The 18,937-nt window shown below is 62.4% G+C and carries 17 protein-coding genes and 1 pseudogene; 13 read left to right on the top strand and 5 right to left on the bottom strand.

What is annotated here, in order from left to right:
* Positions 1-20: 20 nt before the first annotated feature.
* Positions 21-1,439 (bottom strand): annotated as a pseudogene (gene hglS, locus N0K08_RS19405) (2-oxoadipate dioxygenase/decarboxylase HglS); the annotation flags it as partial.
* A 47-nt stretch (positions 1,440-1,486) separates the two neighbouring features.
* The gene (locus N0K08_RS19400) at positions 1,487-2,479 is read right to left on the bottom strand and encodes a Bug family tripartite tricarboxylate transporter substrate binding protein (protein WP_261502046.1); all 993 of its coding nucleotides are present in this window, start codon (positions 2,477-2,479) and stop codon (positions 1,487-1,489) included.
* Positions 2,480-2,632: 153 nt separating this feature from the next.
* Here N0K08_RS19400 and N0K08_RS19395 point away from each other — a divergent pair, with 153 nt between their 5' ends.
* From N0K08_RS19395 to hemP, 10 genes are all read left to right on the top strand, one after another.
* On the top strand, positions 2,633-3,532 hold the full coding sequence (locus tag N0K08_RS19395) for a LysR substrate-binding domain-containing protein (protein ID WP_261502045.1): 900 nt from the start codon (positions 2,633-2,635) through the stop codon (positions 3,530-3,532).
* Between the two features lie 358 nt (positions 3,533-3,890).
* On the top strand, positions 3,891-4,193 hold the full coding sequence (locus N0K08_RS19390; protein WP_315968018.1) for an SWIB/MDM2 domain-containing protein: 303 nt from the start codon (positions 3,891-3,893) through the stop codon (positions 4,191-4,193).
* 339 nt (positions 4,194-4,532) lie between these two features.
* Positions 4,533-6,674 (top strand): TonB-dependent receptor, encoded by a 2,142-nt coding sequence (locus tag N0K08_RS19385; RefSeq protein ID WP_261502081.1) that lies wholly within the window; start codon positions 4,533-4,535, stop codon positions 6,672-6,674.
* A 39-nt stretch (positions 6,675-6,713) separates the two neighbouring features.
* Positions 6,714-7,403 (top strand): Fe2+-dependent dioxygenase, encoded by a 690-nt coding sequence (locus N0K08_RS19380; RefSeq protein WP_261502044.1) that lies wholly within the window; start codon positions 6,714-6,716, stop codon positions 7,401-7,403.
* Between the two features lie 53 nt (positions 7,404-7,456).
* Entirely contained in the window at positions 7,457-8,584 is a 1,128-nt protein-coding gene (locus N0K08_RS19375; RefSeq protein WP_261502043.1) for an alpha-hydroxy acid oxidase, read from the top strand.
* A gap of 120 nt (positions 8,585-8,704) precedes the next feature.
* A complete protein-coding gene (locus N0K08_RS19370) occupies positions 8,705-8,977 on the top strand; it encodes a (2Fe-2S)-binding protein (protein ID WP_261502042.1) in 273 nt (90 codons plus the stop codon).
* A 100-nt stretch (positions 8,978-9,077) separates the two neighbouring features.
* The gene (locus N0K08_RS19365) at positions 9,078-9,773 is read left to right on the top strand and encodes an energy transducer TonB (protein WP_261502041.1); all 696 of its coding nucleotides are present in this window, start codon (positions 9,078-9,080) and stop codon (positions 9,771-9,773) included.
* Positions 9,774-9,788: 15 nt separating this feature from the next.
* Positions 9,789-10,514 carry a MotA/TolQ/ExbB proton channel family protein gene (locus tag N0K08_RS19360; protein ID WP_261502040.1) on the top strand — a complete coding sequence of 242 codons (726 nt, stop codon included), beginning with the start codon at positions 9,789-9,791 and terminating at the stop codon, positions 10,512-10,514.
* A gap of 2 nt (positions 10,515-10,516) precedes the next feature.
* On the top strand, positions 10,517-10,927 hold the full coding sequence (locus N0K08_RS19355; protein WP_261502039.1) for an ExbD/TolR family protein: 411 nt from the start codon (positions 10,517-10,519) through the stop codon (positions 10,925-10,927).
* Between the two features lie 185 nt (positions 10,928-11,112).
* The gene (gene hemP / locus N0K08_RS19350; protein ID WP_261502038.1) at positions 11,113-11,322 is read left to right on the top strand and encodes a hemin uptake protein HemP; all 210 of its coding nucleotides are present in this window, start codon (positions 11,113-11,115) and stop codon (positions 11,320-11,322) included.
* Between the two features lie 241 nt (positions 11,323-11,563).
* On the opposite strand, the gene N0K08_RS19345 is transcribed toward hemP, so the two are convergent.
* Positions 11,564-11,971 (bottom strand): GlcG/HbpS family heme-binding protein, encoded by a 408-nt coding sequence (locus N0K08_RS19345; RefSeq protein WP_261502037.1) that lies wholly within the window; start codon positions 11,969-11,971, stop codon positions 11,564-11,566.
* Between the two features lie 195 nt (positions 11,972-12,166).
* Here N0K08_RS19345 and N0K08_RS19340 point away from each other — a divergent pair, with 195 nt between their 5' ends.
* The 3 genes from N0K08_RS19340 (at position 12,167) to N0K08_RS19330 (ending at position 13,817) form a co-directional block, all read left to right on the top strand.
* On the top strand, positions 12,167-12,859 hold the full coding sequence (locus N0K08_RS19340; RefSeq protein ID WP_261502036.1) for a Bax inhibitor-1 family protein: 693 nt from the start codon (positions 12,167-12,169) through the stop codon (positions 12,857-12,859).
* Positions 12,860-12,975: 116 nt separating this feature from the next.
* The gene (locus N0K08_RS19335; protein ID WP_261502035.1) at positions 12,976-13,347 is read left to right on the top strand and encodes a hypothetical protein; all 372 of its coding nucleotides are present in this window, start codon (positions 12,976-12,978) and stop codon (positions 13,345-13,347) included.
* 248 nt (positions 13,348-13,595) lie between these two features.
* Complete coding sequence (locus tag N0K08_RS19330; RefSeq protein WP_261502034.1) at positions 13,596-13,817, top strand: hypothetical protein; 222 nt, start codon at positions 13,596-13,598, stop codon at positions 13,815-13,817.
* 273 nt (positions 13,818-14,090) lie between these two features.
* Here the strand turns inward: N0K08_RS19330 and rlmD are convergent, their stop codons facing one another.
* Complete coding sequence (rlmD, locus tag N0K08_RS19325) at positions 14,091-15,548, bottom strand: 23S rRNA (uracil(1939)-C(5))-methyltransferase RlmD (protein WP_261502033.1); 1,458 nt, start codon at positions 15,546-15,548, stop codon at positions 14,091-14,093.
* A gap of 96 nt (positions 15,549-15,644) precedes the next feature.
* Entirely contained in the window at positions 15,645-18,926 is a 3,282-nt protein-coding gene (locus N0K08_RS19320; RefSeq protein WP_261502032.1) for a pilus assembly protein, read from the bottom strand.
* Between the last annotated feature and the right edge of the window lie 11 nt (positions 18,927-18,937).

Here is an 18,937-nt window from a genome sequence, read left to right as displayed (position 1 = left end):
TGTGCATTCCGGCCTGTGGCTGCCGCGGCCCCGGCGGTGGCGCCGCGCAATTGCGCGCGCAACTGCGCTATGGAGGCTTGCTGCGTCGCTTCATACAGCGCGATTTCGTCGTGCACGCGCGCACCCAGCGCAGCCTCGAAGGCCTGCTGCGCGGCATTGGCCTGGTATTGCTTTTGTTCCGCGCCGCCCAGATTGGACTGAAAGATGCCTGCCGCGCTCACCGGCAGAAAATCTTCGTAGGTGATGGGGTCGGCCTGCACCCAGCCCTTGGCCAGCAGTTGCTCCAGACCGGCCTCGGCATGGTCCGCACCCGCCCCGGCTTGGGCCCGGCCGGACGCGGCCCGACCGGAAGCGGTCAGGCTGTAGCGGTAAAACGCCAGCCCTTGGACGCGCAACGCGTCATGGCTGTCGGGGAAGGACGCGAACACCTGCTCCAGCCGTTGCGAATAGTCGGGTGCGGCGCTGCCGGCATTGCCCATCTCGCGGACTTCGGTCAGCAAGGCGTCATAAAGGGCGCGGCCCTTGCGGGTCAGCGCGACCCCACGCTGTTCGATCTCGCCGAAGCGCGCGGTATGGGCGCCCTCGCCGTCGGTAAAGCGCACCGTTTCCTGCAACGCCTTGAAGCTGGTCTGGCGCAGCAGGATGGGACAGTTGCGGCGCGGCGGGCCTTCGACTACGTCCTTGGCGTCCATGCCGCGCGCGGGCATCGCGGCCTGCGCGGCGTCTATGTCGAGCGTGCGCGGCGTCAGATGATTGATGTGCGGCCCGTGAAAGCACACCACATCCGCCACCAGGCGGTGCGATGCCTGCAGCGCGCGGTAGGTGCCGGCATCCACCGTGGCCGTGCTGTGCCAGCGGAAGGTTTCCAAGGCTTCATGCACGAAGGCGTCGGCGTCCGCGGCGGACAGTCCGCCCTCGGTTTCACACTGGACCATCAGTTCCAGCGCCCGCGGCGTGAAGATGCTGCGCCGCGCCAGGATGTCGGCGGCCTTCTGGCGCAGCGCCGGGTCCGCAATCAGTTCCAGCCGCAGCAGCGAGGTGAACACACGAAAGGGGTTGACCAGCAGCGCGGCATCGTCCACCGGGCGGAAGGCCGTCGAATGCACGGGAACTCCCGCCACGGACAAATCGTAGTAACCCACGGGTTCCATGCCCATGACGGCGAACAGACGCCGCAACGTTTCCAGCTCGGCCGCCGTGCCCACCCGGATGGCGCCGTGGCGCTCCACGTCCAGGCGCTCCAGTTCCCCAGCGCGCGCCAGTTGGGCGCGCAGCGCGGGCTCGGCGCTCAGCGCGTGGCTGTTGATATCGGCCACCAGATCCACAAGGGTCCCGTACTGCGGCACTTCCTGTCTATACATGGCCGACATGGCGTGCGAGAAACGCGCACGGACCTGGTCTGTACCGACAAAGGAGGAGTTGCTGTTCATATTGCTCATCATGTAACCAAAGATGGCAGGGGCTGCGCGCCCCCGCCGTTGCCGATTCAATCCACTGTGGCGCCGGAGGCTTTCACAATGTCGCCCCACTTCACGCGGTCACGCTTGAGGATTTCGGCGAACTCCGTACGCGTTGTCGGGCTGGGCTCCGCACCCACTTCGCGCATCTTGGCCTGCACCACCGGCAGCTGCAAAACCCGCACCAGGTCTTCATTGATCTTCTTCGTGACGCTATCCGGCGTCTTGCTGGGCGCCAGCACGCCAAACCACGGTCCGGCGTCGTAATCGGGCAGTCCGGCGGCGGCGGCAATCGTGGGAACGTCGGGCAGCGCAGGCGAGCGCACCGCGGTGGTCACGGCCAGCGCCTTCAGCTTGCCGGAGCGAATGAACGCCAGCGAAGATGGAAGGTTGTCGAACATCACGTCCACACTGCCGCCCAGCAGGTCGGCGAGGGCAGCACTGCTTCCCTTGTAGGGGATATGACTCATTTCGACCTTGGTCATGCGCTGGAAAAGCTCGCCGACCAGATGGGTCGACGTGCCCGCGCCCGCCGAAGCCATGTTCACGCTTTTCGGGTGGGCTTTGGCATAGGCGACCAGATCGGCCAGGGTCTGGATGCGCGTGCGCTCGGCAAACACCGGCGAGATCACCAGCACATTCGGCACGCGGGCAATCAGCGAGACAGGGGAAAAGTCCGTTTCGGCGTTGTAGGCGATTTTTTTGTACAGCGCCGGATTGATGGCGAACTCGCCGACGGAGCCGACCAAAAGCGTATAGCCGTCCGCCTGAGAATTGGCGGCAACGCTGGTGCCGACCATGCCTGCCGCGCCGGAGCGGTTATCGACCACCACGGGCTGCTTCCACAGCAGTGACAGTTGGTCGCCGACGACTCGCGTCACCATGTCGGTAGAGCCTCCCGCCAGATACGGGACGATGATGCGCACCGGCTTATCAGGAAACGGTGCGGCCACCGCGAGTGCTGAAACCAGTGTGCCGGCAACTACGCTGGCTTGGACGAGAGAACGGACGAGGCGCTTCATTTTTATTTCCTTGTGGGTTGGGTCGGGTTGCTCGGCACCGACATCACGCGCTCTGTCGAGCGGTGACAGGCGGAATCATTGCTCATCAAGCAAACTGTCAAAAGCGAATTATTTACCTACAATGATGACTAAAAGTCATCAAGTAGACATGCCATGAGACAACGCATTCCCAGCCTCAGCAGCCTGCGCGCATTCGAGGCTGCGGCCTCGCACCTCAATCTGCGCCGCGCGGCAAAAGACCTGTTCATCACAGAAAGCGCGGTGTCGCGACAAATCATTGCGCTGGAAAAATTCCTGGGCGTGGAATTGTTTCGACGGGCCAACAAGCGCGTGACGCTGACCACGGCCGGCGCCGCATACAGCCGTCAGGTCCGAGATCTGCTGGGACAGCTCGAGCGCAATACCCTCGACCTGATGGCCCACCAGGGGTCCGGGGGAATCGTTGAGCTGGCTTGTGTCCCCACGCTCGCCGTCGAATGGTTGATTCCGCGACTGCCCGACTTCTACGCGAAGCATCCGCAAGTGGTCGTCAACATCAGCGCCATGACAAGCATCTTTTTCTTTGACGGCGCGCCCTACGATGCATCCATCCATTTCGGCTCGGATGTCTATCCGGGAGCGCGTACCGACCTGATGTTCGGCGAGGAGTCGATTGTTGTCTGTCGCCCTGATTATTTCGCGGGCCGAACGACGGTGTCCGAGCTGGAAGTGGCCACCGCCCCCCGGCTGCACCTCGCTTCGCGCGCCCTCGACTGGAAACTTTGGATCGAGTCCGCGGGCATCGACCTGGCCAACCCCATGGGCGGCGCGCGCTTCGAGCACCACACCATGGTCATCAGCGGGGTGCTCGCAGGCCTGGGCGTAGGCCTGGTTCCGCGCTTCCTGGTCGAGCAATACCTGGTCAAGGGCCAACTGCTCTCGCCGGTAAAGCACTTCTTGCGTTCGCCCAACGCTTACTACTTCGTGACACCCGACTCTCGCCCCATGAGCGACGCGGTGGCCAGGCTGCGGGAATGGTTGCTCGAAGCGGCCCATGATTTCGCCGGTGCCTAGCGGCCATGGACGGTCGTCACGCAGATGGCCAGTGGCGATCGGCATGCGGCGTGAAATGCCCCTGAACAAGGCCGGAGCGACATTCAGCCACCACTTTTGCGCTGCGACAGGCCTTGGCGCGCACTGCGCAACGGCAGTTGCGCATGACAATGATGCGTGCCAGACCCGGGAAAACGAGGGTGAAATGGCCTTCCCCGGGGCCTCGGAGGCATTTACAGTGCACTAGCGCAACAATTCGAGGCAAAAAAGCGCTTGCGCTACTTGGAAAGCGGAAAATTTCCCAGTAGCATCTGCTGAGCCGATAAGAAGCACACGCTTGGCATTGGTCAAGAATTCTCACCCAACTAGGAAAAGCAACATGGCAACTGCAAAGAAGGCACCGGCCGCAGCATCTGCGACACCCGCTAAGAAACGCACCCCCAACGCCGCCTTCATGAAACCGCTGACCCCCAGCCCGGCCCTGGCCGCGGTCGTGGGTTCGGCTCCGCTGCCACGCACGGAAGTCATCAGCAAGCTGTGGGTCTACATCAAGGCCCACAAGCTTCAGGACGAAGCCAACAAGCGCATGATCAATGCCGACGCCAAGCTCAAGGAAGTCTTTGGCAAGCCCCAAGTTTCGATGTTCGAAATGGCAGGCCTGATTGGCAAGCACGTGAAGTAATTCACGCGTGCCTCGAAAAGCCGGCTCTACGCCGGCTTTTTTTCGTCCGGAAAAAGGGAAATTGCCAGAATCGTTGCGAAAAACAAACGCAAGCAATGCGAATTAATCGCATTTCTATTTATGATTCGCATCGACTGCAAAGAGACACAAAAAAGGGGAAATTCCTGACACGCCCTGCGGCTAGATGTCCGACAAGCCCCCTGTGCCCTCTGAGCCAACGAATTCCTTTTCCGGAGATTTACCTTGAAAAAAACCGCCATCACGTCGGATGCCGCTCTCGGCACCGTCGCCTTTCCTGCGTCCACAGCCGACAAGGCCTTGCTGCCCCTGGGCGCGTTGATGCTTGCCGCTTCCGTCAGCAGCTGGGCCCAGGCCCCTGTCGCACCGGAAGCGACCATGGGCACGGTGACCGTGCGTGAGGCTGCGGAAGTGCAAAGCAAGGACACGCTGCGCGTCAAGCAGACCACGGTCGGCAAAGGCAAGCAGGACATCAAGGACATCCCCCAATCGGTGACGGTGTTCACCGAGCGCCTGATGACCGACCGCAACCAGGACGACCTGCGTGAAGTGCTGCGCACCACGGCCGGCGTCACGTTCCAGGCTGGCGAAACCGGCGAAGAAGACGTGCGCCTGCGCGGTTTCTCCCTGGGCCAGGCCGGCGACATCTACGTCGACGGCATGAAGGACGCTCCGCTGTACGAGCGCGACACCTTCAACAATGACCGCGTCGAAGTGCTCAAAGGCTCGGCCTCCATGCTGTTTGGCAAGGGCTCGACCGGCGGTGTGGTCAATCAGGTCAACAAGGCTCCCCTGCTGATCGACCAGCACGAAGCTTCGTACACCCTGGGCACCGGCCAAACCCACCGTCTGCAGGGCGACTTCAACTTCAAGACCGGCGAAAACTCGGCCTTGCGCGTGAACGCCATGATTCACAACTCGGACAACTACGGCGCAACGCAAGACAAGCGCGGTATCGCTCCAACGTTCTCCTGGGGCATCGGTACGCGCGACGAGTTCTCGGTCGGCCTGTACTACCTGGACATCAAGGGTCGTCCCAACTACAACAGCCCCTGGATCGCCAGCAACGGCCGTATCGTTCCCACGCTGCCCGCCAAGAACTATTACGGTCTCAACAGCGACCACCTCAACACCTCGGCCCAATACCTGACCCTGGGTCACATCCACCGCTTTGACAATGGCGGCGAACTGCAGACACGCCTGCGCCACGGCACGTACAAGCGCGACCTGCTGGCCAGCGTGATCGGCTTTGCAGGCACCCGCCCTACATCGCTGGACCAGATCAACTCCAGCACTTTGCTTTCGCGCACCTCCAAGGGCCGCATCGGCGAAAGCACGATGACGCAGGTTCAGAGCGACTACACCAATGAGTTCAACTGGGGCGGCAATAAGCACCAGATCATCGCCGGCCTGGACTACTACCATGACGACGCGGACCGCAACGCCAGCTATGCCAACGCCGCCGGCAACTCCTCGACAAACCCCGGCTTGATCACTTCGGTCGGTACGCCCAACAACGGCGCTTCGGCTCCGGACAGGCGCCTGCCCGTAGCCTTCAACACGTTCAAGGCCCAGAACCTGGGCCTGTACATGCAAGACACGATGTCGCTGACGTCCACCGTCAAGCTGGTCGGCGGCCTGCGTTACGACCAGTTCAAGGCCACCTACCGCAATGCCAGCGGCTCGCTGGGCGATTCCAGCTCCGAAGGCCTGTGGAGCCCGCGCGTCGGCGCCATTTTCCAACCCGATGACCTGACTTCGTACTACGTGTCTTTCGGCACTTCCTACAACACGTCGGGTGACACCTACCAGTATGGCAATGTGAGCGCCGCCACGGGCTCCCTGGCCGACACACCACCGGAAAAGAGCCGCAACCTGGAAATCGGCGGCAAGTGGGAGCTGTTCCAACAACGTGCACTGCTGGGCGTCGCCGCTTTCTACAGCGAGAAGTTCAACGAGCGCAACACCGACCCGGACAACCCAGGCTACCTGCTGTCGGGCAAGCGCCACGCTGCAGGCATGGAGCTCAACCTGGCCGGCCACATCACGCCGAAGTGGGACATCTTCTACAACCACACCTGGATCCCCAACGCCAAGATCGACAAGAGCACCACCACCGCGGCAAACCCCAACGGCAATGCACAGCAGCAAGGCGACCGCCCCGGCCTGACTCCCAAGCACAGCGGCAGCGTCTGGTCCACCTATGCAGTGACTCCCAAACTGCGCCTGGGCGGCGGCGTCACCTACCGCAGCACGCAAAGCCCCGAAGGCGCGCGCCAAATCATGGCCAGCGGATTTGCAACCGTCGATGCCATGGCTGAGTACACTTTCGACCAGAAGACTTCGGTCAAGCTCAACGTGAGCAACCTGGGTAACAAGCTGTACGCGGATTCGCTGTATCGTGGCTTCTACACGCCTGGCGCTGCGCGCTCGGTGCAAGTGACTCTGAAGTCGCGCTTCTAAACTGCCCTCCAAGGCCTTCCGCCTGATCTTTGCCCTGCCATGTTCCTGCATCTGACACAGGTTTTCTCCCCCGAGGAAATCCACGCCGCACGCCAACTCCTCGGAGAGGGTGCGCCGTGGATGGATGGCAAGACCAGCGCGGGCGGCCAGGCCCAAGCCTTCAAGCACAACCAGCAACTGGCGCAAAACAGCGATGCGGCGCGCCAGTTGCAGGCCAGCGTGCGGGCCGCGCTGGGCAGGGACCCGCTGTTTTTCTCAGCGGCCCTGCCCAAGCGCATCTTCAACCCCTTGTTCAACCGCTACAGCGGTGACTCCAATTTCTACGGCGCCCACATCGACGGCGCCGTTCTGCATTCCCAGAACCCGGCGCAATGGGTACGCAGCGATATCTCCTGCACCCTGTTTCTGAGCGAACCCGATGAGTACGATGGCGGCGAACTGCTGATCCAGGAGCCCCTGGGCGAGCGCCGCATCAAGCTGCCGGCCGGCGACCTGATCCTCTACCCCAGCAGCACCGTCCACCAGGTCGCTCCAGTGACCCGTGGCGCGCGCATTGCCAGCTTCTTCTGGATCGAAAGCATGGTGCGCAGCACCGAACAGCGGCAAATGCTGTTCGACATGGACATGGCCCTGCTCAAGCTGCGCGCCGAAGTGGGCGAAAAGCACCACAGCATGGTCCAGCTCACGGGTACCTATCACAACCTGCTGCGCATGTGGGCCGACGTCTGACGCTGCCACCCGTCATGGCATAGTGCTCCCTGCCACCAGCGCACCACTTCCCCATGACCTCTGCCCTTCCCGCGATCCAGCCCGTTTCTCCCGACATCGTCTGCCTCGCAGACCACGAACGGCATGCGGCCGAAGTGCTCACCGCCAATGCCTGGGCCTATTTCAGCGGCGGCGCTGCCGACGAGCACAGCCTGCGGGCCAACCGCAGCGCGTGGGACCATCTTTCCTTGTGGCCGCGCGTTCTGCGCCCCCTGGCCGAAGGCCATACCCGCATCCGCCTGCTGGGTCAGGACTATGGCCACCCCCTGCTGGTGGCACCGATGGCCTACCAGCGCCTGGCCCATGCCGACGGCGAACTGGCCAGCGCCTATGCCGCCGCCGCCCTGGGCGCGGGCTTTACCCTGAGCACCCAGGCCAGCCTGCCGCTGGAAGTGCCGGCCCAGGCCGTACTCGGCACCGCCGGCCGCGGCCCCCTGTGGTTCCAGCTATATCTGCAACATGACCGCGGCTTCACACGCGAACTGGTACAGCGCGTCGAGCGCGCAGGCTATGAGGCACTGGTCTTGACCGTGGATGCACCCGTTTCCGGCGCGCGCGACCGCGAGCGTCGTGCAGGCTTTCATCTCCCGACAGGCATTTCCGCCGTCAACCTGCAAGGGCTTGGTGCACCGACCGCCGCTGCCAACCACAATGCCTTGTGCGCCGGCGTATTGCATCACGCACCCAGCTGGGAAGACCTGGCCTGGCTGCAAGCCCAGACCCGTCTGCCCGTGCTGCTCAAAGGCATTCTTCATCCCCTGGATGCCTTGCAGGCTGCGCGCCTGCAGGTCAATGGCCTGATTGTCTCCAATCACGGCGGGCGCACGCTGGACACCGCCCCCGCCACCGCCATCGCCCTGCCGCGCATCGTGCAGGCACTGCGTGCCATGCCTGGCGCCAGCGCCGAGCTGCCCGTGATCGTCGACGGTGGCATTCGCCGCGGCACCGATGTGCTCAAGGCCATGGCCCTTGGCGCCAGCGCGGTCATGGTCGGCCGCCCCATCGTCTGGGGCCTGGCCAACGCCGGCGCGGCCGGTGTCGCCCATGTACTGCGCCTGCTGCGCGACGAACTCGAAATCGCCATGGCGCTGACCGGTTGCGCCACGCTCGCCGACGCCACGCCGGCCCTGTTCACCGACTGATCCCGCCAGGCGGCGAAAGACCTATTTCATCAAGGGCCTGAAAAGACGATTGAGAATGCGATGAGTTCTCATTTATAATTCCAGCTATCCCTTCCATAGCCAGCCACAACTGCTACTGCCATGATCGTCTGTGTTTGCCGCCGGGTTTCTGACCGCGAAATCGCACGCCACGCGCATGCGGGAATGAGTTTCGACGAAATCCAATTCGAACTCGGTGTTGCCACCCAGTGCGGTCGCTGCGAAGGCTGCGCCCGTGACGTGGTCGCGCAGTGCGGTGCCGCGGGCGCGGTTGCTCACATCCAGAACATGTCAGCACCCCAGCCGATCCAGCTTGCCAACAACATCCTGGAAAGCAAAGCATGGCCCTCCTCTCCGTTCTGCTCGGCAGCCTGATCCTCGTCGTTGGATGCACCTGGTGGATTTGCCGCCAATAAAATTGGCTTTTCTCCTCCACCTGCCCTCGTGCAGTGCCCGCTGACCGCCTTCCCCGTATATGTCCCAGACTGATAGATTTGCCCCTGCCGGGGGCACGAGCCGCACGATGATCATCGTGGGCTCCGTGGTGGTATTGCACGTGGCCGGCCTCTGGGCGCTGCAAAGCGGCCTGATGCGCAAGGCCGTGGAACTCGTCGTGCCCGCAGAAGTGCTGGCCGAGTTCATTGCCCCGCCGGCCCCCGAGGTCGTTCCGCCCAAACCGCCACCACCACCACCGCCGCCCAAACCCCAGCCCGTGGTGCGCAAGGCCCCTCTGCCCAAGGCCATTGCCGACCCGAAACCCTCGCCGAATGCGCCCAAGGGCGTGGTCGAGCCTGATCCGGCACCCGTGACGGATGCGCCGCCGGCACCCCCGGCTCCGCCCGCCCCTCCCGCACCGCCAGCGCCGCCGGCCCCACCCGCGCCGCCGGTGATCCAGTTGCCTTCGAGCAATGCGGCCTACCTCAACAACCCCAAGCCCAGCTACCCCTCCATCAGCCGGCGCATGGGCGAACAGGGCAAGGTCGTGCTGCGTGTCTTCATCGACACCGAAGGCAAGCCGCAGACCATAGAAATCCGCCAGTCCAGTGGCTATGAGCGCCTGGACCAGCAAGCCATTGAATCCGTCAAGCGCTGGCGCTTCGTGCCCGGCAAGCGCAATGGTGTTCCCGAAGCCATGTGGAACATCGTGCCCATCAACTTTGTTCTCGAATAATTTTCAGGAGTATTCATGGATTCCCAATTCGGCATTGCCAACGTCTGGACCCAAGGGGACTTTGTCACCCGCGCTGTCGCCATCATCTTGATCGGCATGTCTCTCGTGTCCTGGATCGTGATCATCCTCAAGGCCCTGGACATCTACAAATACCGCAAGCATGCCCGCGCCGCCAATGACTTCTGGCACAGCGAAGACTTCAGCGCCGGCCTGGCCAAGCTCGGCACCGACCAAGGCAACCCTTTCCGCCACCTGGCGCTCGAAGGCCGTGAAGCCACGGCCCACCACCGCAAGTCCAGCGCCCACCTGCATGACGCACTGGACGTGAGCGACTGGGTCACGCGCTGCCTGCGCAACTGCATCAACGAATTCACCGCCCGCCTGCAAGGCGGACTGGCCATCCTGGCTTCGGTGGGTTCCACGGCGCCGTTCATCGGCCTCTTCGGCACCGTCTGGGGCATCTACCACGCGCTGGTCGCGATTGGCACTTCGGGCCAGTCGACCATCGACAAGGTGGCCGGCCCCATCGGTGAAGCCCTGATCATGACGGCCCTGGGCCTGGCCGTGGCCATTCCCGCCGTGCTGGGCTACAACGCCCTGGTGCGCGGCAACAAGTCCATCCTCAACAACCTCAACAGCTTTGCACACGACATGCACGCCTACTTCGTGACCGGCGCCCGTGTGAACGTGCAAAACGATGGCGAATCCGCGAAGGTGCTGCCGCTGAAGAAAGGTGCCTGACCATGTCGTTCGGAACACAGGACGATACCGATGAGGTGATGAACGAAATCAACATGACGCCCCTGGTCGACGTCATGCTGGTGTTGCTCATCATTTTCATCATCACCATTCCGGTGATGAAGCATTCGGTGAATGTGGACCTGCCGCGGGCGACCAACCAGCCCGAGAACGTGAAGCCCGAAACAGTCAACCTGAGCATCGACGCCGACGGTCAGTACCACTGGAACGCGCAGCCCATCTCCGACGAAGCGCTGGTGACGCAGCTGCAGGTCGAAGGCGCCAAGGATCCCCAGCCGGATCTGCACATTCGCGGCGACAAGAACGTGCGCTACGAGCGCGTGGCCCAGGCCATGGCCGCCGCCCAGCGCGCGGGCGTGCGCAAGATCGGCTTTGTGACCGATCCGGTGAAATAAGCGTCAGCCCACCCAGACAGCCCTGCCCTCTCGCATGAGACGGCAGGGTTTTTTCATGCCCCAAACCAGGGCCGTCCAGCGGATGGGGCCGGATTTGTTCAATTATTTACAAATTTGGGGCTACAAGGCGTTGACTTGTTATTGAGAATCAATATCATTCAGCAATCGTACTGAGGAATCAACCCATGCCCGCAACCCTTACCGCCTCCTCGCTGCCACGCACAGGCCTCGCCAACAACAGCCCCATCCAGCTGGCACCCCTGCTGGCCGAGAGTGCTCTGGGTATGGACAGCACAGATCTGCTGCAAGGCCGCAAGTGCGTCACCATCCTGCACAACGGCATGCCTTACCGTCTGCAGGCCACCAAGCTGGGCAAGCTGATTCTCACCAAATAATTCCAATTCCGTTTCCAGATCAAGCGAAGCCGACAAAGTGCACGTTTGATAGGGAAGCAAAACAAGTTTCATCGTGGGGCGACTCCCTGGCAGCAATGCCGGTCCGGTCGTTTTGCCAGCCAACGGATTTGTTTCCGCGTAGCCAGGCTTTTTTTCCACGCTTCACGCACAAAAAAGCCGGTCATCAGACCGGCTTTTTCGCGTGCGCCCCGCAGGGCACATCCAGGCGCTCAGCTGTGGATCACAGGCCGATGGCGGCAATGCCGGCGCGGGCGATCTGCGCATCTTCGTGCGACTTCACGCCGCTGACGCCCACGGCACCCAGGACCTGGCCGTCCTTGACGATGGCCACGCCACCTTCAAGCAGGCCGTTGAGGCCAGGCGCGCTCAGGAAGGATGTGCGGCCGCCATTGATCATGTCCTCATAGACTTTGGAGTCACGCCGGCCCAGTGCCGCTGTATTGGCCTTGGAAGGAGCGATCTGTGCCGAGATGGCGGCGGCGCCGTCCAGGCGCTGCAGCCACAGCAGGTGACCGCCATCGTCGACGATGGCAATGGTGACGGCCCAATGGTTTTTCAGGGCTTCGGCTTCGGCTGCAGCGGCAATGGCTTTCACGTCGGCAAATTCGAGTTCGTGCTTGGTCTTCATGCAAAGGCTCCGTTGTAAGGCAAGGTATCCGCGAAAACCACAGCATAGCCGCCAAGCGGCTCATGACTGGGCACTTTCTGCGCAAAACATTCGACACTAAAACCTCATGTCGGCAACAGGGTATTGCAAAATAGGGCTGGCGTCGCCACCTAGAATGGGCTATGCAATCATGCATATTTCAAGGAGAGCGTCCGAATGAATGATCAAGTCACCACACTGGGCTCTGCGGGCTACGGTGTCTCGCAGCAAGAGCGCAACAAAGTTATGCGCAATACCTATTGGCTGCTCGCGCTGAGCATGCTGCCAACGGTACTCGGCGCCTGGGTAGGCGTTGCCACGGGCATCACGGCATCGCTGGGCGGCGTGGTCGGCCTCGTCGTATTCATGGCTGGCGCCTTCGGCTTCATGTACGCCATCGAGAAGACCAAGCATTCGGCCGCGGGCGTGCCCGTGCTGCTGGGCTTCACGTTCTTCATGGGCCTGATGCTGTCGCGGCTGATCGGCTCGATACTGGGCTTCAGCAACGGCACCGAACTGATCATGACGGCCTTCGCCGGCACGGCAGGCGTGTTCTTCGTGATGGCCAGCCTGGCCAGCGTGATCAAGCGCGACCTGTCGGGCATGGGCAAGTGGCTGTTTGTCGGTGCGGCAGTGCTGCTGGTCGGCATCGTGGTCAACATGTTTGTGGCTTCGACGGTCGGCATGATGGTCATTTCCGTGGCCGGCATCGGCATCTTCAGCGCTTTCATGCTGTATGACCTCAAGCGCATCATGGACGGCGGCGAGACCAACTACATCAGCGCCACACTGGCCCTGTACCTGGACCTGTTCAATGTGTTCCAGTTCATGTTGAGCCTGCTGGGCATCATGGGTGGCGAGCGCGATTAAACCCGCCCCTGCCCCCTCAAAAAGGCCCTGCGGGGCCTTTTTTCATCGCGGACGAGAATTTGAAGCAACACAGACCGCCCTCAACTTTGCGCGCCGGCTGCCGATAAGGAACAGACATGTCCAATTACGCCCTCACCACCATGCGGTCTGCTCTCTTCGCCATACCCCTGCTGCTTCTGGCAGGCTGCGACATCCCCGGCCTCGGGCCCACGCCACAGGCCATCGCGCGGGAAAACGAGGCCAAGGCCGTAGGTAGCGCCTGCCGTCATGCCTTGCGCGGGCTTGAGGACTGTTACTCGCTCAACCCCAAGTCCACCAAGGCGCTGGTCTTTGCCGGCTGGAAGGAAATGGACCAATACATGCGCGAGAACAAGATCGAAGGCACGCCTTCGGTCATCACCCAGCATGAAAAGCCGGCACGGGCCTCGGCTCAGGATGCCGACATAGAAACGGAACTGCGCCCAGCGACTCAGCGCAACCGCAGCTGATGCGCGCCTGACAGCCCAATGCCCTGCGCAAGGGCTCACGGCGGGTGGCTGGCCGCCGGCACCAGGGCCAGGCTCTCCCGCACCACGGCACAGGTGGGCTCAGGCACCTGCCCCAAGCATGGGCTGTCTGCCCTTTCTGAATATGCGCGCTGCGGGGAACTGCCCGGTGGAATTTGGCACGAATCTCTTGCTGTCATGCCGGGCGTCAACGCCCGCCACACTTTCAGGAAATCGCCATGAGTCTCCACATGCTGTCCCAACTCGTACAGGATTTACAAAAATCCATAGACGAAGCCCAGAAAATTCAAACAGCCGTTTTACGCCTGCATGCGCAACATGGTCTGGATCCACGAAACCCGGGCGCTGCATTGGAACAACGGATGTCCCGAGAAGAAATCGCCAAGGCACATGCTGCAGCACATGGAAGCGGGAAAATCCACAGCACACACCATGTCAACAAGGCCCGGTAGCCAGCCCCCGGAGTCCGGTCAGCACTGCAATCCCGCGTGAAATCTCTTCACAGGACAAGACCCAACTCCTGAGAACCACAACCCTCAGTCCCACCTCGAAACCAAGGGGTTTCAAACGGTGGCGCGTCTGAAAAGGCTCCCCGCATGGCACTGAGAGAAACCCAGAAACTCAGGAGCTGGGCACGTTCGTGAAACAGAACACACAAGAGCAGGACGCGCACGACTTCGTCGGCGGGAACATGACCAGGCGGCGCTGCCTGGCCAGACGCAAGCTCAGGCCCGCTCGAACACGGCCATGCTTTCCACATGGGCGGTGTGCGGGAACATGTTGATCACGCCGGCGGAGGTGCAGCGGTAACCCGCCTTGTTGACCAGCAGGTCGGCATCACGCGCCAGCGTCGCCGGGGCGCAGCTCACGTAGACAATGCGCTGCGGAAACTCCCAGGATTCGCTGCCTTCGGGCAAGGCTGGCGCATCTTCGGCGCCGATGCGCGCCTGGTGGATGTCGGCCAGCGCCTGTACCAGCGCGAACGCGCCTTCGCGCGGCGGATCCACCAGCCACTTGTCGGCCACGCCGTCGGCGATCAGCATTTCGGGCGTCATGGAAAACAGGTTGCGCGCCACAAAATCCGTGGGCGCCAGCGCATCGCCCGCAAGCCGCTGCTCCTGGTTTTTCTGGTAGTTTTCGTGCGAACGGGCCACCAGGGTTTCGCTGCCTTCGATGCCCAGCACTTCGCGGGCCTGTGTGGCCAGCGGCAGGGTGAAATTGCCCAGTCCGCAGAACCAGTCGATCACGCGCTCGGTCTTCTTGACGTCGAGCAGACGCAGCGCGCGCGTCACCAGCACCCGGTTGATGTGTGGATTGACCTGGGTGAAGTCGGTGGGCTTGAACGGCATGGTGATGCCGAAGTCCGGCAGGCTGTACGACAGCTGCTGGCCTTGCGGATCCATCAGCTGCACCGTCTCCGGGCCCTTGGACTGCAGCCACCATTGCACATTCTGCGCGGCCGCAAACGCCCGCAGCTTCTCCTGATCGCCTTCGGACAGCGGCTCCATGTGGCGCAGCACCAGCGCGGTGACGTCATCGCCACAGGCGACTTCGATCTGCGGCAGGGTCTCGCGCGCATCCATGGAAGCGACCAGCGCGCGCAGCGGCATCAGCATGTTGTCGATATGGGGCGGCAGCACGCGGCAGACTTCCATGTCGGCGATGTAGCGGCTCTTGCGCTCGTGAAAGCCGACCAGCACTTTCTGCTTCTTGATCACATAGCGCACCGACAGGCGCGCGCGATAACGGTAGCCCCAGGCCGGTCCCTCGATGGGGCGCAGCATCATTTCCGTCTTGACCTTGCCCAGATGCCAGAGATTGTCTTCGAGCACCCGCTGCTTGACGGCCACCTGGGCCGACACATGCATATGCTGCATCTTGCAGCCGCCGCAAGCGCCTTCATGCAAGCCGAAATGCGGACAGCCTGGCGTCACGCGCTGAGAGGATTCACGGTGGATGGCCGTCAGGCTGCCGCGTTCAAAGCTGTTTTTCTTGCGATGGATGTTGGCGCTGACCAACTCCGTAGGCAAGGCGCCGTCAATGAATACCACCTTGCCGTCGGGTTGACGGGCAACACCTTGGGCGTCCATGTCCATGGACAGCACTTCGAACCAGCCTGGCGGCAATTCGGTGTTGGGTTGGGGGTGGTTCGCGGGGGGATTGTTTTCGCTCAGGTCACTCATGGACGAGATTGTCTCAGGCCCGCGATGGGGCGAGACAAATACAGGGAAATTACAGGCCGGGCCTCAGCGCATGACTGCGTGAGGCCCGAGCACGGATCAACTCCGATACCAATAGGTGCGACGCTTGTTTTTCTTGGTGGAAATCTTCGGGCGCTCGACGCCCAGTGCCGATTTTCCATCGGCATTCACGCCGCCGCCGCCGCCGATGACAAAGGGAACCTGCAAATTCTGACCATCCACCTTGATCGTGACCATGCCGGTCACGGGCGAAGGCAGCAGGCCGCCGCCATCGAACAGCTTGACCGTGCGCTCCCCTGTCAGGAAATTCATCGCATAACCGCGGGCCTCGCCAAGATCGGGCGTGCAACTCACCGTCGAGGTGGGCGTCTTCGGGCGGTTGGTGCCAAAGTAGACGATGCCGCCAAAAGTGGTCGGGGCATTGACGCCTTTTTCACCTGTCCCCGACAAGGTCACATAAAAGCCGCTTCCGCTGCCGTCGTAGACGGCACTGGTCGCGGTGAACAGCCCTGCAGGCTTCGCATCCAACAGGCTGCTGGTGCTGTCGCTCACCGCCGTCCAGGCACTGCCATCCAGGCCGACCTTGCTGTCCTTGATCATGTAGAAGCGGTTCACCACCTGGTTCGCGGCGCTGGTGCGCAATGGGTGCTCACGGTCACCGGAGACCATCACGACGGCGTCGAAGTTCTTGGTCAGCGTGACGTCGACCGGGAAGAAGAACTTGCGTTTGGGGCTGCCCGTTCCACCCAGCGCAGCAAACTGGTAGGCCTTCCAGGTGCTGACAGCACCCGTGCCGTCGGGCTCCAGGTCGACCCGCCACACGTTGCCGCCCGTGTCGTTGGCATACAGGCGGTCGATCAGGCCGTCGCCCGTGCGATCCACCAGGGTGATGTCCGCGGGAACGGAATACTTCATTTCGCCCAGCAGGCAAGGGTTGCCGGTGCACTTGCTGTCGCTGCCGCCGACGGTGGCCCGCCACAGCAGGGCCCCGGTCTTGGCATCGACCACAAAGATGCCGCGGCCCATGCTGTCGGCCAGGGAGACCGGATCGTTGTCCTGATTGGGATCGTAGCCCGCACCAAAGATCAGCACCGGACCGGTGTGGCCCTTGATCATGGCCACCTTGGGCTGGGACCAGGTCTGGCCCAGTTCCGCGAAGCCCGTCGTGTCATTGCTGATCTTCCACAGGTACTTGGGCTCCCGCGGATCGCTCACATCGAGTGCGTACAGGATCCGGCCGCCACGGCGCGCAGGGATGAACAGATACGCCGTGCCGTCCTTCTGGTAGACGCTGGGCGGGCCGTCAAAGAAATAGGGTTTGGGCTGGTGGTCGACATCGGCCGCCAGGCCCAGCGTGAGCTGCACGTTGTTTTCGTAGATGCGCCTCAGGCTGCCATAGAACTCCGTGGGAATGAAGCTCCACAGTTCCCCGCCCGGCGGCACCTGGACGCTGGCACCACTGGCATCCGTGGTGCCGATCGCGCAGGTGCTGGACAGCAGGCAATTGCCGCGGGGTTTGGTGGTGTCGCTGGGATTGTTCGGCTGGTTGCCATTCACCGCGCGGAACATGCCGTCGTTGGCGCCATAGAACACCACCGTGCCGTAGTCCTTGTAGTTGAGCACTGTGGGGCGTGAATGCAGTACGTCGCCGTGCACGGAGCCGCGCACGATGATGCTGCTGTCCGGTGGCTGGCTGGATTCGGGTCCCGCGCCATTGCTGCTCGTCACGCCCAGGGCCACATCCTTGCCGCGCGCCCAGTCGATGACATTGCCCTTGGTCACGGTGGCATCGGTGCCCAGCAAGGTATCCGTGATGCTGGTGTTGGTGGTGATGAACTTCATGCCACTGAGCGCGGCGTTGCCCACGCAGCCAGTGCCCACACAGGTATAGACATTGCGCTTGCTGATGTCCGTCAGCGCGGCCAGGCGGATTTGCTGGCCGACCCCACCCTTTTCCACGACCTGGCCGTCGGGCAGGTCCGTGCCATCCTTGCCGCCTTGCTCCTTCATGGCATTCACCCAGAAGCCCGCTTTGCTGTCGGGCAGCACAGCGGTGTTCTTCGATGTCCAGAAGCTGATGGCATCGGGGTCCAGAAAGCCGGTACCGGCGGAACTCAGCGCCCCCTTACCGGTGGAATCGGCGAGGAACAGCACCGGATTGACCTTGTCGGTCCGATCCAGACCGAACTGGTACTGCTTGAGGTTGCCTTTCCAGCGCGGCAAACCGTTGGCGTCAGGTCGAAACAGGCCCATGTAGACCTGGTTGTCATAGGTTCCCTGGGCATTCGTGCTCACGGGCAGCACGGGCGCGGCAAACACGCTGTTGACGGCCATCACCTGGCGGGACACGCTGCCTATCGCATCCTTGAGCCCCTCGGTATCCCCCAGCTTCACGAAATAAGGCGTCGTGCTGCTCTGGTTCGCGACGTTCTTCATCAGCTGTTCGTAGTCCGGATTGCTCCCGTCGTACAGGATGATGGTGTAGGTCGTGACCGGTTGGTACTGCTTGGTGGCCGCCGTGCCGGTGGACATGAACAGCGACCATTCGTCGGCCGGGTCGCTCTGGTACTTGGCCTTGGCGGTGGCGTTGGGAGAAAAGCTCTGTTTGTAGGCGGGCAGAGTCAGTTCGGTGAATTTGCCTTTCAATGTCTTCAACGCAGCTTCCGCCACCTTGCCGCCATCCTGCGGTTTCTGGTTGTTGGTCGCCAGCGTGATGTAGACGATGTAATTCTTGCCACAGGACAGTAGGTCCGCCGGCAGGGCCGTGTACTGCTTGCCCGACAAGCCTTGCAGGCCGTTGTAGAACGCAAAGCCTTCCTGCAGCGCCTGGCTGAACTGGTTGTTATCGCTCTTGTCGCTGCTCAGGCTCAGGGCCGCCACCCGGGTCTTGAAGGCCTCGATGCCGGTGGCATCCATGGCCACGAGATTGCTGGGGTTGCCGGGATTCACGGGCAGCACGAACTGACCGCCATTGATGCCCCCGCTGGGAAAGTACATCAATCCCAGGTTCAACGGCAACCGAGTCACCGCAGGTGTGGCGACTTTCTGTGCTTTCAGCATATCCCCCAAGCCCACCAGCGCGCCGAACAGGCCGCACTGCTCGAAACCGAAATTCGCACTCGGGTCCTTGGGTTTGAAGGCGTTGTCCGGTGAGGGAAAAGTCGGGCAAGTGAAGGATGACGAACCGCTTGCGGCCGCGGCATTGTCCAACACGATGAGGAGATTGGAGTTGGCGCCACCGGCTTGCGGGCCGCCATAGATGTCGATGTCTTCCGCGCGCGCGGTCGGCAGCAGAATGGCAACGGCGAGCAAGACCCAGAAGGCGCGCAACGGCCTGTCAGGTGTGCGGTTCTTGTGCATGGAGTGGCTCC

The organism is Acidovorax bellezanensis (genome assembly GCF_025421555.1).
GTDB lineage: Bacteria > Pseudomonadota > Gammaproteobacteria > Burkholderiales > Burkholderiaceae_C > Comamonas > Comamonas bellezanensis.
This window is presented reverse-complemented; position numbering and strand designations above follow the sequence as displayed.

Bases quoted from the DNA above. Each gene is read 5' to 3' on its own strand.
- N0K08_RS19400 (WP_261502046.1), bottom strand. From the start codon at position 2,479: ATGAAGCGCCTCGTCCGTTCTCTCGTCCAAGCCAGCGTAGTTGCCGGC.
- N0K08_RS19395 (WP_261502045.1), top strand. From the start codon at position 2,633: ATGAGACAACGCATTCCCAGCCTCAGCAGCCTGCGCGCATTCGAGGCT.
- N0K08_RS19390 (WP_315968018.1), top strand. From the start codon at position 3,891: ATGGCAACTGCAAAGAAGGCACCGGCCGCAGCATCTGCGACACCCGCT.
- N0K08_RS19385 (WP_261502081.1), top strand. From the start codon at position 4,533: ATGCTTGCCGCTTCCGTCAGCAGCTGGGCCCAGGCCCCTGTCGCACCG.
- N0K08_RS19380 (WP_261502044.1), top strand. From the start codon at position 6,714: ATGTTCCTGCATCTGACACAGGTTTTCTCCCCCGAGGAAATCCACGCC.
- N0K08_RS19375 (WP_261502043.1), top strand. From the start codon at position 7,457: ATGACCTCTGCCCTTCCCGCGATCCAGCCCGTTTCTCCCGACATCGTC.
- N0K08_RS19370 (WP_261502042.1), top strand. From the start codon at position 8,705: ATGATCGTCTGTGTTTGCCGCCGGGTTTCTGACCGCGAAATCGCACGC.
- N0K08_RS19365 (WP_261502041.1), top strand. From the start codon at position 9,078: ATGTCCCAGACTGATAGATTTGCCCCTGCCGGGGGCACGAGCCGCACG.
- N0K08_RS19360 (WP_261502040.1), top strand. From the start codon at position 9,789: ATGGATTCCCAATTCGGCATTGCCAACGTCTGGACCCAAGGGGACTTT.
- N0K08_RS19355 (WP_261502039.1), top strand. From the start codon at position 10,517: ATGTCGTTCGGAACACAGGACGATACCGATGAGGTGATGAACGAAATC.
- hemP (WP_261502038.1), top strand. From the start codon at position 11,113: ATGCCCGCAACCCTTACCGCCTCCTCGCTGCCACGCACAGGCCTCGCC.
- N0K08_RS19345 (WP_261502037.1), bottom strand. From the start codon at position 11,971: ATGAAGACCAAGCACGAACTCGAATTTGCCGACGTGAAAGCCATTGCC.
- N0K08_RS19340 (WP_261502036.1), top strand. From the start codon at position 12,167: ATGAATGATCAAGTCACCACACTGGGCTCTGCGGGCTACGGTGTCTCG.
- N0K08_RS19335 (WP_261502035.1), top strand. From the start codon at position 12,976: ATGTCCAATTACGCCCTCACCACCATGCGGTCTGCTCTCTTCGCCATA.
- N0K08_RS19330 (WP_261502034.1), top strand. From the start codon at position 13,596: ATGCTGTCCCAACTCGTACAGGATTTACAAAAATCCATAGACGAAGCC.
- rlmD (WP_261502033.1), bottom strand. From the start codon at position 15,548: ATGAGTGACCTGAGCGAAAACAATCCCCCCGCGAACCACCCCCAACCC.
- N0K08_RS19320 (WP_261502032.1), bottom strand. From the start codon at position 18,926: ATGCACAAGAACCGCACACCTGACAGGCCGTTGCGCGCCTTCTGGGTC.